The following is a 14,744-nucleotide window of genomic DNA, read 5'->3' as shown; positions in this document are numbered from 1 at the left end:
TCGTCGCACGAAAGGTTTCGTTAACCAAAGGCCATTCGTGCCAGAGGGTTAACAGGCGCTCTTCGTCAGCGGGGCAGGCCCGGTCACTCCTCCTCGCCGGTCTCGGCGACGCGCGCGACCGAGACGACGACCTCGTCCGCGCCGGTGTCGAAGACCTTCACCCCGCCGGCCGACCGCGAGCGGAAGCTGATCTGGTCCACCGGCACCCGGATCGACTGGCCGGTCGAGGTGGCCAGCATCACCTGATCCGACGCCTCCACCGGGAAGGAGGCGACCAGCGCCCCGCCGCGCATCGCGGCGTCCATCGCCCGGATGCCTTGGCCGCCGCGGCCGCGCACGATGTAGTCGTGGCTGGAACTCAGCTTGCCCGCGCCCTTGGCGGTGACCGTCAGGATCAGATCCTCGGCCGCCGACATCTCGGCATAGCGTTCGGGGGACAGCTGGCCCTCGGCCACGGCCTCGTCCTCGTCGTCGGCCGCCTCGTCCTCGGTCACGCCGGCCATCAGGCGGCGCTGCTTCAGATAGGCCACCCGTTCCTCGGGCGTGGCCTCGAAATGCCGGATGACCGACATCGACACCACCCGGTCCGCCTCGCCCAGACGGATGCCGCGCACGCCGGTGGAATCGCGGCCCTTGAAGATCCGCACCTCGGGCACCGGGAAGCGGATCGCGCGGCCGGCGGCGGTGACCAGCATCACGTCGTCATCTTCGTCGCAGATGCGCACGTTGACGAGGCTCACATCCTCGGGCAGGCGCATGGCGATCTTGCCGTTGCGCTTGACATTGGCGAAGTCAGACAGGGCGTTGCGGCGCACCTCGCCCTCCGATGTGGCGAAGAAGACCTGCAGCCGGTCCCATTCCGCCTCGGGCTCGTCGATGGCCAGCAGGGCCGCCACGGAAATCCCGGTGGCGATGGGCAGGATGTTGACCAGCGCCTTGCCCCGGCCCACCCGGCCCGCCAGCGGCAGCCGCCAGCATTTCAGGCTGTAGACCATGCCGTCGGTGGTGAAGAACAGCAGCTGCGTATGGGTGTTGGCGACGAATAGCTGCGTCACCACGTCGTCTTCCTTGGTGGCCATCGAGGCCAGCCCCTTGCCGCCGCGGCGCTGGCTGCGGAATTCCGACAGCGGGGTGCGCTTGATGTAGCCGCCCGAGGTCACGGTCACCACCATGTCCTCGCGCTCGATCAGGTCCTCGTCCTCCAGATCGCCGGCCCAGTCGACGATCTCGGTCCGGCGCGGCACCGCGAACTGGTCGCGCACCTCGCGCAATTCGTCCGAGATGATCGCCATGATCCGTTCGCGCGACCCGAGGATTTCCAGATACTCGCGGATCTTGCCCGCCAGGTCCCGCAGCTCGTCCGTCACCTCCTTGACGCCCATCGCGGTCAGCCGCTGCAGCCGCAGGTCGAGGATGGCACGGGCCTGGGTTTCGGACAGGTTATAGGTGCCGTCGTCGTTCATCGGGTGCAGCGGGTCGTCGATCAGCCGCAGATATTCGGCGATGTCATGCGCGGGCCAGCGCCGGGTCATCAGCCGCTCGCGCGCCTCGGCCGGATCGGCCGAGGACCGGATCGTCGCCACCACCTCGTCCACATTCGACACCGCTACGGCCAGACCGCAGAGGATATGGCTGCGCTCGCGCGCCTTGCGCAGTTCATAGGCGGTGCGCCGGGCCACCACCTCTTCGCGGAAGGTGACGAAATGCGACAGGAAATCGCGCAGGGTCAGCTGTTCCGGCCGGCCGCCGTTCAGCGCCAGCATGTTGCAGCCGAAGCTGGTCTGCATGGGGGTGAAGCGCCACAGCTGGTTCAGCACCACGTCGGGCGTCGCGTCGCGCTTCAACTCGATCACCACCCGCACGCCGACGCGGTCGGACTCGTCGGCGATGCCGGCGATGCCCTCGATCTTCTTGTCGCGCACGAGGTCGGCGATCTTCTCGATCATCGCCGCCTTGTTCACCTGATAGGGGATCTCGTCGAGGATGATCGCATAGCGGTCGCGGCGGATTTCCTCGACCCGGGTCTTGGCGCGGATGACGACGCTGCCCCGGCCTTCCAGATAGGCCTTGCGCGCGCCGCCGCGCCCCATGATCTGCCCGCCGGTGGGGAAGTCGGGGCCGGGCACGAATTCCATCAGCGCCTCGGAGGACAGGTCCGGATCGTCGATCAGCGCCAGCGTCGCGTCGATCACCTCGCCCAGGTTGTGCGGCGGGATGTTGGTGGCCATCCCGACGGCGATGCCGCCCGCGCCATTGACCAGCATGTTCGGGAAGCGGGCGGGAAGGACGGTCGGTTCCTGGTCCTTGCCGTCGTAATTGTCCTGGAAGTCGACGGTGTCCTTCTCGATATCGGCCAGAAGGGCGGCGGCGGCCTTGTCCATCCGCACCTCGGTGTAGCGCATGGCCGCGGCATTGTCGCCGTCCATGGACCCGAAGTTGCCCTGACCGTCGAGCAGCGTCAGCGACATCGAGAAGTCCTGCGCCATCCGCACCAGCGCGTCATAGATCGCGCCGTCGCCATGGGGGTGGTATTTCCCCATCACGTCGCCCACCGGCCGCGCCGACTTGCGATAGGCCTTGTCATGGGTGTTTCCGGTCTCGTGCATCGCATAGAGGATGCGGCGGTGCACCGGCTTCAGCCCGTCGCGCAGATCGGGGATCGCGCGGCTGACGATGACCGACATCGCGTAGTCGAGATAGGCGGTGCGCATCTCGCCCGAGATCGAGACCTGCGGCCCGTCATGGGCCATGCGCAGATGACCCCCGTTCGGGGAATCCGGCGTGTTTTCAGGTTGTTCGGGGATGTCGCTCACGTGGGTGCCTGACTTCTGTTTTCTGACCACATCTTGTTGCGCGGAACTATACCCGATCCCATCCCTTGGGTGCAATGCCGGGGGAACCATCCTCGGCAGCCGGCGCGAGAGAGTGCCAACATACTGGAATCGTTGAATTGTGAAGAAGATGTGTCAGCATGGCTTCCACAAGAAACCGCAGGAGGTAGCCGATGCAGCCACGGAACGACGACCCCGGATCGCCCTCGGGCCCGCCCTCAGCCCCGTCCGCGGCCCCGCCGCGCAGCGAGACGGAGCTGATGCTGAAGGGCTATGGGCTGACCACGGCGGAATTCTTCTACCGGATGCCGGATTACCGGCATGTGCTGAACAGCTTCGTCTGGCAGGACTACGACCTGGCCCCGGATCACCCCCGGCTCTTCGCCTTCGTCGAGTTCTGGCAGAAAGAGATCGAGGGGCCGCTGCATTCGGTGCGCTTCACTCATCGCAAGCTGATCGCGCCGGGCGAATGGCGCAACGTCGTGGGCGAGTTCACCCTGCACTGACCCACCCGTCACCGGGGAAGGGCGGGCGCGGCCTCAGGCGGCCCGGCGGGCCGCCGCCAGCCAGACCAGCACCAGCCCGAGGCTGAAGACCGCGTTCCAGCTGGCCATCGACAGGCCGAGGAACTGCCACGCCACCTCGTCGCAGCGCACCAGCGGCGCGGCCATGATCTGGTTCAGCAGGTCCGAGGCGCTGACCCCCTGCACGCTGGACGAGGTGCAGCTGGTCGGCCCCTGCCACCAGTCCCGCTCCACCCCGGTGTGATAGAGCCCGAGCGCCGAGGTGCAGGCCGCCGCCGCCGCCCCCGCCAGGGCAAGCCCGCGCAGGACCGGCGCCGGGGCCGGCAGCAGCAATGCCACCGCGCCGATGCCGACGGCGGCGACATGGGGCCAGCGCTGCCACAGGCACATGGGGCAGGGCGCGAAGCCGAGCGCCTGGAATATCAGCGCGCCCGCCAGCAGCGCCGCCGAACCGCCGGCGGCGATCAGGCACAGGATCCTGAACCGGTCCAACCCCTCTGACGGGCGCGCAATATTCCAGAAGGCTGCCATCTTCATGCTCCGCTTCGGGCCCGCCCCCGCGCATGGCAGGCCGGGTCCGGGATCGGCGGTTTTCCGCCCGGCCAGGTTTCGGTCGCATGATTGCGGCGGGAGACGGGGGCAGGTCAAGCCGAAGCTGGCGCTGCACACGGTTTTGGGATCATCTGCCGGACAGCAGCGTCAACCGGGGCTGTTCGGGCTCCACCGGGGCGCGGGAACCGCGGGGGCCGGTCCGGCATGTGCTGACAGCGCGGCCGCAGGCGGCGGACCGGCGGTGGTGGGCAGGGAGGACGGCGGATGAGATGGCAGGGCCGGCGCGGCAGCCGCAATATCGACGACCGGCGCGGACAGCGGATGGGTGGCGGCGCCGTGCAGGTGGGCGGCGTCGGCATGATCGCCATTGTCGCCATCTACCTGTTCTTCGGCGTCGACCTGACCCCGATCCTGTCCGGCGATCCCGGCCCCGCGCCCCGCGACAGCGCCGCCCTGTCCGAAGAGGACCGGCAGATGGGGGAATTCGTCTCGGTCACGCTGGCCGATACCGAAGAGGTCTGGCAGGACATCTTCGCGCAGATGGGCCGCAGCTATGACCCGGCGACGCTGGTGCTGTTCAGCGGCGTCACCCAGTCGGCCTGCGGCGGCGCCTCGGGCGCGACGGGCCCGTTCTACTGCCCGACGGACGGCCGCGTCTATCTCGACACCGATTTCTTCGGAACGCTGGCGCGGGATCTGGGCGCCTCGGGCGACTTCGCCGCCGCCTATGTCGTGGCCCATGAGGTGGCCCACCATGTGCAGGACGAACTCGGCATCCTGTCCGAGGTGAACGCGATGCGCGCCCGCGCCTCGGCGGCGCAGTCGAACGCGCTGTCGGTGCGGATCGAGCTGCAGGCGGACTGCTTCTCGGGCGTCTTCGCCCGCCATGCCGAGGCGCAGTTCGGCTCGATCGAGCCCGGCGACATCGCCGAGGCGATGAACGCGGCCGCGCGCATCGGCGACGACCGGCTGCAGCGGCAGGCCGGCCGGGTGCCGGTGCCGGACAGCTTTACCCACGGCACCTCGGCGCAGCGGCAGGACTGGTTCGGCCGCGGCTATCGCAACGGCGATCCCTCCGACTGCGACACCTTCGCCGCCGAGACTCTCTGACCGCCTGGGGCCGTCCGCCCGCAGCCGTCTTGTCAGAGCGCGGCGGCGGCGCTAGAGCAGGGACCGCGGCCCGAGTGGCGGAATGGTAGACGCAGCGGATTCAAAATCCGCCATCGCAAGATATGTCGGTTCGAGTCCGACCTCGGGCACCATTCCAGACGGATCGACAGCGCAGCCCGCGACCCATCCGCCGCACCCGCCGGCCGGCCCGGAGTTCAGAAAAGAGATTCGCGCAGCGCAGCATCCGGATCTGGCCATTCGGTTAAGATTTGACGGATTGTCGCCAGAACGCGGTCAATCGCAGCGCCATGATTTGGACATCTTCTGCCGGTCGGCGACGTTCCGGCAGGCGCGAAGGCGCAGGAATATGGAAACAGCCTGCAACCATGACGCGTGTCGGGATCAGGGCACCTCACGACAAGTTCACATCAAATCAATGGCATAGCCTCTTGTCCTCGCGGGCGCTGGCCGGACGCCACTCGCGCAAGGCAAGAAAAACCGCGACAATCCGGGCGGTTGGCCTGCCACTGGCCTGACGCAAATGGCCACGATCGCGACACTTTTCGCTTCTGTCGCGCGGAACTCGGCGGTATCCCGAACCTTGTCCAGATCAGGACCGAGGCCGTGGGGGCGGCTGGTGAGACGACGCGCCTCGGGCGCACGGACGACATGCCTTTCGGACGGATGACTGCTCTCCGTCCCACGCGCCGGAATAGTGTCTCCGGCGGGCGGTCTTTCCGTGACCTCCGGCTGCGTTTCTCTCTCCTGCAGGCTCGCGACCGGCACCGCCCGTGCCGGACCGGACGATGAGGAGTGGCGAGACATGACCTACAAGCACGACGACGATTGCGACGATCACGGCAGCAGCAAGAGCGACGGCATCGTCAGCGGCACCAGCGGCGCCAACCTCATCAACGCGGGCTATGTCGATGCCGATGGCGACCGGATCGACGCGGGTGACGCGAAGACCTACACCTTCAGCAAGGACGAGGACATCGTCGATGCCGGCGCGGGCAATGACACGATCCTTGCCGGGGCGGCGAATGACACGGTCTATGCCGGGTCCGGCAACGACAGCGTCGAGGGCGGCGCGGGCAACGACCTGATCTATGGCGACAAGGCGCTGGCACCGGAAACCGGCCGCGAGTCCTTCGAGTGGAGCAAGTTGCCCGACAGCAGCGCCTGGTATTCGGGCGACACGGTCGATGACGGCGAGTCGCTCGCCGGCCGGACGATCACCCAGGATACCGGCGACGTGTCGGTGAAGGTGACGGTCCCGAGCTCCAGCGGCTCCAACGCCCAAAGCTATTACGAGGATGACGGCAACTATGTCGGCGGCATCACCGGCGACGGCAGCGCGGTCAACGACAACTCGGCGCTGCGGTCCGATGCCGACAGCCACGAGAAAAGCACCTACAAGCTGGAATTCTCGGAAGAGGTGACGAACGTCCAGTTCAACATCTCGGACATCGACGCCAACAAGGGCCAGGTCCAGATCTTCGCCTATGACGAACATGGCAACAAGATCCCGGTCGAGATCGCGGGCGGCAGCAAGATCACGCTGAGCGACAAGGACGGTGTCGCCGGCAAGGAGACGGCGACCGCCAGCGGCACCACCGACTATTCCCAGACCGACGCCCAATCCTCGATCACCGTGACCATTCCCGGCCCGGTCTCGAAGATCGAGATCGTGCACGAGAATGTCGGTTCGGGCGACTCCACCGTCTATGTCTCCGACGTCTATTTCGACACGGGCGCCGCCGAGACCGGCGCCGGCAACGACACGCTGAACGGCGGCGACGGCAACGACACGATCTATGGCGAGGCCGGCAACGACGTGCTGATCGGCGGCACCGGGGCCAACCGGCTGGACGGCGGCGCGGGCGACGACCGCTTCGTCGGCGGCGCGGGCGCGGACACCTTCGTCGGCGGCACCGGGCAGGACAACCTCGACTACTCCGCCTCGAACGCGGCGGTGCAGGTCGACCTCACCACGGGCAGCCTGGCGGGCGGCGACGCGGCCAATGACAAGATCGAAAGCGGCATCGACGGCGTCATCGGCTCGAAATACGGCGACACGCTGACCGGCTTCGACCATCAGGGCACCGCGCCGGAAGATACCTACACCAACCAGTTCTGGGGCAATGCCGGCAACGACACGATCACCGGCAAGGGCGGCGACGACTTCATCGACGGCGGCGCGGACAATGACTCGCTGTCGGGCGGCGCGGGCGAGGACACCGTCCTCGGCGGCACCGGCAACGACTGGATCGACGCGGGCGCGGGCGCCGACAGCGTCGGCGGCGGCGACGGGCGCGACACCATCCATGTGGGGCAGGGCGAGGGCATCGGCGATACCGTCGATGGCGGCGCCGGCGGCGACGATTACGACACGCTTGACCTGACCGGATCGGCGGCGCCCGACGGCTATCTGAAGCTGCGCGACGTCACCACCGACTCCAACGGCAACGGCAAGGACGGCTTCGTCGACTATTACGACAAGGACGGCAACCTGACCGGGTCGCTGGAATTCCACGAGATCGAGAACCTCGTGCCCTGCTTCACGCCCGGCACCGCCATCGCCACCCCGCAGGGCGAACGTCTGGTCGAGGAACTGCGCATCGGCGACCGGATCATCACCCGCGACAACGGCATCCAGGAAATCCGCTGGATCGGCCGCAAGTCGCTGGACCACGCTGCCCTGGGCCGCGCCAGCCATCTGAAGCCGGTGCTGATCCGTCAGGGCAGCCTCGGCAACGGCCTGCCGGAACGCGACATGCTGGTCAGCCCGAACCACCGGATGCTGGTCGCCAATGACCGCACCGCGCTGTATTTCGACGAGCACGAGGTTCTGGTGGCGGCCAAGCATCTGGTCGACAACCGCGGCGTCCGCAATGTCGATGCGCTCGGCGTGACCTACCTGCACTTCCTGTTCGACCAGCACGAGGTGGTGCTGGCCAACGGTGCTTGGACCGAAAGCTTCCAGCCCGGCGAGCAGACGCTGGCCGGCATGGGCAATGCGCAGCGGGGCGAGATCTTCGAACTGTTCCCCGAACTGCGCCAGCGCGAGGGCATCGACGGCTATGCCGCCGCCCGCCGCACGCTGAAGCGTCACGAGGCCGCGCTGCTGGGTCGCTGACGGCCCGCTCCGCACCCGGCGCGCGCGCAAAGACGACGCGGGCGCGCCGAGATTCCGCCAGAATTGCCCCCTAGGGATCGCATCAATCATGCGGTCCCTTTTCCGTTCCAACGGCGGGACCGCCGCTAGAAGGGCGGAAGGCAATGGCGACCTATACCGGTTCGTCCGACAATGAATCGATCACCGGCACCTCTGCGGCCGACACGCTGACCGGCGGGGCCGGCAACGACACCATCTCGGGCGGCGAGGGCAATGACACGATCGTCGCGGGGCCGGCCTCGGGTGCCACCGCCACCCAGCTCGACCTGAACTGGTCGCAGGCGGGCGCGGACGAGGCCGACATCTCGGGCGGCTTCACCCAGAACACCGGCGGCATCGACGTGACCGTCGGCTACCAGGACACCGGCGGCGGCACCGGCCTGCGGGTCGAAACCAGCAACCCCCAGTACCGCGCCAACGGCGAGAGCTATGCCACCAATTCGGCGGCGCGGCTGGACGGCGGCGGGCAATCCGGCGCGACCTCGACCGTCAGCCTCGACTTCGCGGCCTCCTCGGGCAGCCTCTACAGCGACAGCGTCCAGAACGTCAGCTTCCGCATCAACGACATCGACGCCTCGCGCAACAACTGGCGCGACATCGTCACCGTCACCGCCTATGACGCCAATGGCAATGCGGTTCCGGTGACGCTGACCCCGGCGGGCAATGACGCGGTCAGCGGCAACACGATCACCGCCGGGCTGACGCAGGACAGCGCCAGCAGCGCCAATGGCTCGGTACTGGTCAGCATCCCGGGGCCGGTCAGCCGGATCGAGATCGGCTATGCCAATACTTGGACGGGGGGGCAGCTCGTCACCGTCAGCGACGTGCAGTTCACCGCCGTTCCCGCCCCCGATGCCGATGTGGTCACGGGCGGCGGCGGCAATGACACGATCGCCGGCGGCTTCGGCAATGACACGCTGTCGGGCAACGACGGCAATGACAGCCTGTCGGGCGATGACGGCAATGACAGCCTCTCGGGCGGCGCCGGGGCGGACACGCTGTCGGGCGGTGCGGGCAACGACACGTTGCTGGGCGATGACGGCAACGACAGCCTGTCAGGCGGCGACGGCGCCGACAGCCTGATCGGCGGCACCGGCAACGATACCCTGTCCGGCGGCGCGGGCAACGACACGTTGCAGGGCAATGACGGCGCCGACAGCCTGTCGGGCGACGATGGCGCCGACAACCTGTCCGGCGGCACCGGCAACGACACCCTGTCCGGCGGTGCGGGCGCGGACACGCTGTCCGGCGATGACGGCAATGACAGCCTGTCGGGTGGCACCGATGCCGATTCCCTCGACGGCGGGCTTGGCGACGACACGCTGGCGGGCGGGGCGGGGGCCGACACGCTCGCGGGCGGCACCGGCATGGACTATGCCGATTACAGCGCCTCGGGCGCGGGGGTCACCGTCAACCTTGGCACCAACACCGCCTCGGGCGGCGATGCGCAGGGCGACGTGCTGTCCGGCATCGACGGCGTCTATGGCTCGGCCTATGGCGACCGCGTCACCGGCTTCGACGGGCAGGGCAGCGGCGGCGACGTCTATACCAACGTCTTCTACGGCGGCGGGGGCAACGACACGCTGGACGGCGCGGGCGGCGACGACCTGCTTTATGGCGACGAGGGCAATGACTCGATCCTCGGCGGCAGCGGTGCCGACTATCTGGCGGGCGGCAGCGGCAATGACACGCTGCGCGGCGGAACGGGCGCGGACACCCTTGTGGGCGGCGCCGGCGCCGACCTGATCGAGGGCGGCGACGATGCCGATGTGATCTACATCGCCGCGCCCGGCGACGGCATCGGCGACACCATCGTCGGCAGCGGCACCGGCATCGACGCCGATGTGCTGGACCTGAGCGGCTCGAACCTGCCGGGCGGGTCGAAGCGGATCACCTATACCGGTCTCGATGCCGAGGGGAACGGCCGCGACGGCTATGTCCAGTATTACGACGCGCAGGGCAATCTTGCGGGCACGCTGACATTCCAGAATATCGAGACGATCGTCACCTGCTTCACCCCCGGCGCGCTGATCGACACCGCCGACGGGCCCCGCCCGGTGGAGACGCTGGCGGCGGGCGATCTGGTGCTGACCCGGGACCACGGGCTGCAACCGGTCCGCTGGGCAGGCGCGCGGACCATCCCCGCCGCGACCGTCGCCGCCGACCCGCGGCTTGCCCCGGTGCGGATCGCGGCCGGCGCGCTCGGCGAGGGGCTGCCGGCACGGGATATCGAGGTGTCGCCGCAGCACCGGATGCTGGTCGAGGGCAGCCGCGCGGAACTGCTGTTCGGCGAGCCCGAGGTGCTGGTGGCGGCGCTGCATCTGTGCGGACTTCCGGGCGTCAGCCGCCGCCGCACCGGTGCGGTGACCTACCTGCACCTGCTGTTCGACCGGCACGAGATCATCCGCGCCGAGGGCGCCTGGACCGAAAGTTTCCAGCCCGGCGCGCGCAGCCTCGGCGGCATGGACGACCCGCAGCGCGACGAGTTGCTGCGGATCTTCCCCGAACTCTCCGGCGTCCCGGACCTCGCGGGCTGGCACGCCGCCCGGCCCAGCCTGAAGCGGCACGAGGCGCGGGCGCTGTTCGCCGCCTGAGGCGGATCGGCGCGCCGGATCAGCGCCCCGACCGCGCCCGCCACGCGGCCCAGTCCTCGGGCGTGTCGAGGTCGGTCAGCGCGCGGCTGCCGGGCAGGGGGACAGGCAGCACATCCTCGCCCGCCAGCACTCCGCGCGCGCCCGCATCGCCGGTGAGCGTGGCCAGCCGCGGGAACAGCCGGCGGGGAAACAGCACCGGATGGCCCGGCCGCCCGTCCGCCGCCGTGGCCCGGGCGACGCGGTCGGGGTCGCCCGACCAGCCCGCCAGCACGGCCGCCAGATCCTCGGCACCGATCTCGGGCATGTCGGCCAGCAGCACCATGATCCCCGGCGCCGCCTCCGCCGCCGCCGCCCCGGCGCGGATCGAGGCCGCAATCCCCTCGGCCGCCTCCGGCACCGGCAGCGCCGTCAGTTCGAGGCCCTGCAGCGCCGCCAGCCGTCCGGCGCGGAACGGCCCCGCCGCCGGCAGCGCCACCGCCACCAGCATCCCCGCCGCCCGGGCCGCCGCTGCCGCATGGCGCAGCACCGGCACGCCGTCCACCTGCTGGATCAGCTTGTCGCTGCCGCGCATCCGCGAGGACGATCCGGCCGCGCAGATCAGGGCAAGGGGGATGGTCATGCTCACTGCTCCTGACCCAGATATCCCGGTAGGGGCGGTGCTGGCGCGTCCCCGACCATGACGCCCCGAGCGTACCGACGGCCGATCCGCGGCGGTCGATGTCCCGCGCCAGCAGACGCGATATAGCACGACCCGCGGCCCTGTCACCCGGACCGCTGCGGCGCGGTCCGCCTGAAAAGGCGCCCCCTTTGCCGCCCTGCCTTGCGAGCCGGCTCAGCCGCGCATCCGCGCGCCGTCCGCATCCCACAGCGGCGCCGTCACCAGCCGGGCGGGGCGGCGCTGGCCGAGGATCTCGATCTCCACCGCCAGCCCCTCACGCGCGGCGCCGGCGGGCAGGAAGCCCATGGCGCAGGAGTGGCCGGTATGGTGCGAATAGCCGCCCGAGGTGCAGAAGCCCGCGACCGCGCCGTTCAGCCAGATCGGCTCCCACGCCACGACATCGGCCCCGTCGGCCTCGACCACGAAGCGGGCGAGTTCCCGCGCGGGGCCTGTCTCGCGCTCGGCCTGCGCGGCGGCCTTGCCGATGAACTCCTTGTCCCAGCGGATGAAGCGGTCGAGCCCGGTTTCGGCCGGCGTGTAATCCGGCGCGAATTCCCGACCCCAGGAGCCGAACCACTTGTCCAGCCGCAGCGACATCATCGCCCGCATCCCGAACGGGGTCAGGCCCAGATCCTGCCCCGCCTGCCACAGCACGTCCCACAGATGCCGCACCGACATGTGGTCGCAGTAGATCTCATACCCCAGATCGCCGGTATAGCTGACCCGCTGCACGAGGCATTTCGCCATGCCCACCGTCATCGGCCGGACGTCCATGAAGCGGAAGGCATCGGCCGACACATCCGATCGGGTGACGCGGGCCAGCAGCTCGCGCGCCTTCGGCCCGGCGATCTGGAAGCCCGAGCGGCTGTCCGAGATGTTCTCGACCGTCACACCCTCTTCGGCATGGCTGTCGAACCAGCGCCCGTGCCAGCCCTGCGCGCCATAGCTGGCGGTCAGCTGGAATTCCGTCCCGGACAGGCAGGACACGGTGAAATCGCCGATGATCTTGCCGCTGTCGGCCAGCATCGGGGTCAGCGACATCCGCCCCGGTTTCGGGATCGCGCCCGCCATGATCCGGTTCAGCCAGTCGCGCGCCTTCGGCCCCCGCACCAGATACTTGCCGAAATTCTGCAGCTCGTTGATGCCGACGCCCTGACGCACCGCCGCCACCTCGCGCGCCGTCGCCTCCCAGGCGTTGGACCGGCGGAAGGTCGGCTCCTCATGGCGCGGCTCGTCGCCCCGGGCGAAGTAGTTCACCACTTCCAGCCCGTATTGCTGGCCCCAGACCGCGCCCATGCCGTCGAAGATGTCGTACATCGGCGTCATCCGGAACGGCCGGGCGGCGGGGCGTTCCTCGTTCGGATAGCTGACCGAGAAGCGCATCTGGTAGTTCTCGATCACCTTGGGCACGGTATAGCCCGGCGTCGTCCAGGTGCCGAAGCGCGCCACGTCGAAGCCCCGCGGGTCGCGTTCGACCTCTCCCTCGATCATCCACTGGGCCAGTGCCAGACCCATGCCGCCGCCCTGGCTGAAGCCCGCCATCACCGCGCAGGCCGACCAGTAGTTGCGCAGGCCCGGCACCGGCCCGATCAGCGGATTGCCGTCGGGGGCGAAGGTGAAGGGACCGTGGATCACCCGCTTCACCCCTGCGCGTTCCAGCACCGGGAAGCGGCGATAGGCGAAGGCGACGGACTCCTCGATCTTGTCGAAATCCTCGTTCAGCAGTTCGTGGCCGAACTCCCAGGGCGTGCGGTCCACCGACCAGGGTTCGCAGGGCTTTTCATAGAAGCCGATGCAGAAGCCCCGGCCTTCCTGCCGCAGATAGCTTTCGCCGCCCGGGTCCATCACATGCGGAAACTCGCGGCCGGCCTTCAGGATATCCATGATCTCGGGCACGTCGTCGGTGACGAGGTACTGATGCGCCATCGGCAACAGCGGCAGATAGACGCCCGCCATCGCCCCCACCTCGCGCGCCCACAGGCCGGCGGCATTGACCACATGTTCGGCAATCACCGTGCCCTGTTCGGTCACCACCTCCCACGACCCGTCGGGGCGGGGATTGGTTTCCAGCACGCGGTTGTGCAGCACGATCTCGGCCCCGCCCATCCTTGCGGCGCGGGCATAGGCATGCGTGGTGCCGGAGGGGTCCAGATGCCCGTCGAGCGGGTCGTAAAGCCCACCGATGATGCCGTCGAGATTCACCATCCCCTCGGTCAGCTTCAGGATCTCCTCGGGCCCCACGATCTCGGTATCGAGGCCCATGTAGCGGTGCTTGGCGCGTTCGGCCTTCAGCATCTCGAACCGGGCCGGATTGTCGGCCAGCGTCACCCCGCCCACATGGTGCAGCCCGCAGCTAAGGCCCGTCATCGCCTCCAACTCCTTGTAGAGCCGGATCGTGTAGCCCTGCAGCGCCGCCATGTTGGTGTCGCCGTTCAGCGTGTGAAACCCGCCCGCCGCGTGCCAGGTCGAGCCCGAGGTCAGGTCCGACCGTTCGATCAGCATCACGTCCGACCAGCCGAGCCGGGTCAGGTGATACAGCACCGAACAGCCGACGACGCCGCCGCCGATCACGCAGACACGGGTATGGGATTTCATCGCGGTCTCCTGTTCGCGGCGCGGGGTTTCCCGGCCAGATCATCCCGCGGGGCGACAGGAGGCAAGGCGGATTGCGACACCGAATGTCGGAGACAGGGTTTTGCTGCGCAAGAAAGGGATATCGACGCCCAAGGGCCGACCCTGCAGCCCCTTTGGCGGGCGCCGGACGGGCCGGCTACAGCCCGGCGATCTTGCGCAGCGCCTCGTCGATCCGGCTCTGCCAGCCGGGGCCGCCCGCCTTGAAATGCGCGATGACCTCGGGGCTCAGGCGGATCGTCGTGCTGATCTTCGTCCGGTCGGATTTCGGCCGTCCCCGCGTCACCTCGGCCTTGCCGATCCTTTCCGTCCAGTAGGGCGCGGACATGTCCGGCAGATCGTCATCCGGCCGGTCATCCAAGGAGGGGGCCGCAGATCGCTTGCTCTCGCTCATTGGTCTTCCTCATGCTGATGATGCGGCGGCGGGCACCGCGCGGGGTCCAGGCAATCAGGACCATCCTGCCTGCCATGAAGCCCACGGTCAGAAACCGGCGTTCGCCATAGTCGCGCCTGTCATCCTCGAATGTCAGGTGGGGGCCGGCGAACACGTCGGCCGCCTCGGCCATGTCCAGCCCCCTGACCTCGAGCGTTTCCTTGCGCTTCGACGGATCGAACTCGACCTTGCTCATTTGATGTTACTACAAAAAAAGACAAGCGCAAGGACGG

General features: G+C 68.7%; 10 protein-coding genes and 1 tRNA gene. 5 read left to right on the top strand and 6 right to left on the bottom strand.

The window, feature by feature from the left end; genetic code table 11:
- Positions 1-83: 83 nt before the first annotated feature.
- Positions 84-2,750, bottom strand: a complete 2,667-nt coding sequence (gene gyrA / locus EEY80_RS10745; protein WP_126976666.1) for a DNA gyrase subunit A — start codon at positions 2,748-2,750, stop codon at positions 84-86.
- A 341-nt stretch (positions 2,751-3,091) separates the two neighbouring features.
- Between gyrA and EEY80_RS10740 the strand changes: the two genes are divergently transcribed.
- A complete protein-coding gene (locus tag EEY80_RS10740) occupies positions 3,092-3,337 on the top strand; it encodes an usg protein (RefSeq protein ID WP_126976665.1) in 246 nt (81 codons plus the stop codon).
- Between the two features lie 33 nt (positions 3,338-3,370).
- On the opposite strand, the gene EEY80_RS10735 is transcribed toward EEY80_RS10740, so the two are convergent.
- Positions 3,371-3,886: a disulfide bond formation protein B gene (locus EEY80_RS10735; protein WP_205749090.1), complete on the bottom strand. Its 516-nt coding sequence runs from the start codon at positions 3,884-3,886 to the stop codon at positions 3,371-3,373.
- A 285-nt stretch (positions 3,887-4,171) separates the two neighbouring features.
- Between EEY80_RS10735 and ypfJ the strand changes: the two genes are divergently transcribed.
- The 4 genes from ypfJ (at position 4,172) to EEY80_RS10715 (ending at position 10,789) form a co-directional block, all read left to right on the top strand.
- A complete protein-coding gene (gene ypfJ, locus EEY80_RS10730; protein WP_126976565.1) occupies positions 4,172-5,017 on the top strand; it encodes a KPN_02809 family neutral zinc metallopeptidase in 846 nt (281 codons plus the stop codon).
- A 68-nt stretch (positions 5,018-5,085) separates the two neighbouring features.
- Positions 5,086-5,169: transfer RNA gene (locus EEY80_RS10725), tRNA-Leu, on the top strand.
- Between the two features lie 671 nt (positions 5,170-5,840).
- Positions 5,841-8,156 carry a Hint domain-containing protein gene (locus EEY80_RS10720; protein WP_126976564.1) on the top strand — a complete coding sequence of 772 codons (2,316 nt, stop codon included), beginning with the start codon at positions 5,841-5,843 and terminating at the stop codon, positions 8,154-8,156.
- A 143-nt stretch (positions 8,157-8,299) separates the two neighbouring features.
- The gene (locus EEY80_RS10715; protein WP_126976563.1) at positions 8,300-10,789 is read left to right on the top strand and encodes a Hint domain-containing protein; all 2,490 of its coding nucleotides are present in this window, start codon (positions 8,300-8,302) and stop codon (positions 10,787-10,789) included.
- A gap of 19 nt (positions 10,790-10,808) precedes the next feature.
- Here the strand turns inward: EEY80_RS10715 and EEY80_RS10710 are convergent, their stop codons facing one another.
- The 4 genes from EEY80_RS10710 to EEY80_RS10695 form a co-directional block, all read right to left on the bottom strand.
- Positions 10,809-11,408, bottom strand: coding sequence for a nucleotidyltransferase family protein (locus EEY80_RS10710; RefSeq protein WP_126976562.1), 600 nt, complete (start codon positions 11,406-11,408; stop codon positions 10,809-10,811).
- 213 nt (positions 11,409-11,621) lie between these two features.
- Complete coding sequence (locus EEY80_RS10705) at positions 11,622-14,042, bottom strand: GcvT family protein (protein WP_126976561.1); 2,421 nt, start codon at positions 14,040-14,042, stop codon at positions 11,622-11,624.
- A gap of 175 nt (positions 14,043-14,217) precedes the next feature.
- The gene (locus tag EEY80_RS10700; protein WP_235829795.1) at positions 14,218-14,439 is read right to left on the bottom strand and encodes a BrnA antitoxin family protein; all 222 of its coding nucleotides are present in this window, start codon (positions 14,437-14,439) and stop codon (positions 14,218-14,220) included.
- The gene (locus tag EEY80_RS10695; RefSeq protein WP_126976559.1) at positions 14,432-14,707 is read right to left on the bottom strand and encodes a BrnT family toxin; all 276 of its coding nucleotides are present in this window, start codon (positions 14,705-14,707) and stop codon (positions 14,432-14,434) included. The genes EEY80_RS10700 and EEY80_RS10695 overlap by 8 nt, the downstream gene beginning before the upstream one ends.
- Positions 14,708-14,744: the final 37 nt, after the last annotated feature.

Source organism: Frigidibacter oleivorans, from assembly GCF_003993775.1.
Classification (GTDB): Bacteria; Pseudomonadota; Alphaproteobacteria; order Rhodobacterales; family Rhodobacteraceae; genus Frigidibacter; species Frigidibacter oleivorans.
This window is presented reverse-complemented; position numbering and strand designations above follow the sequence as displayed.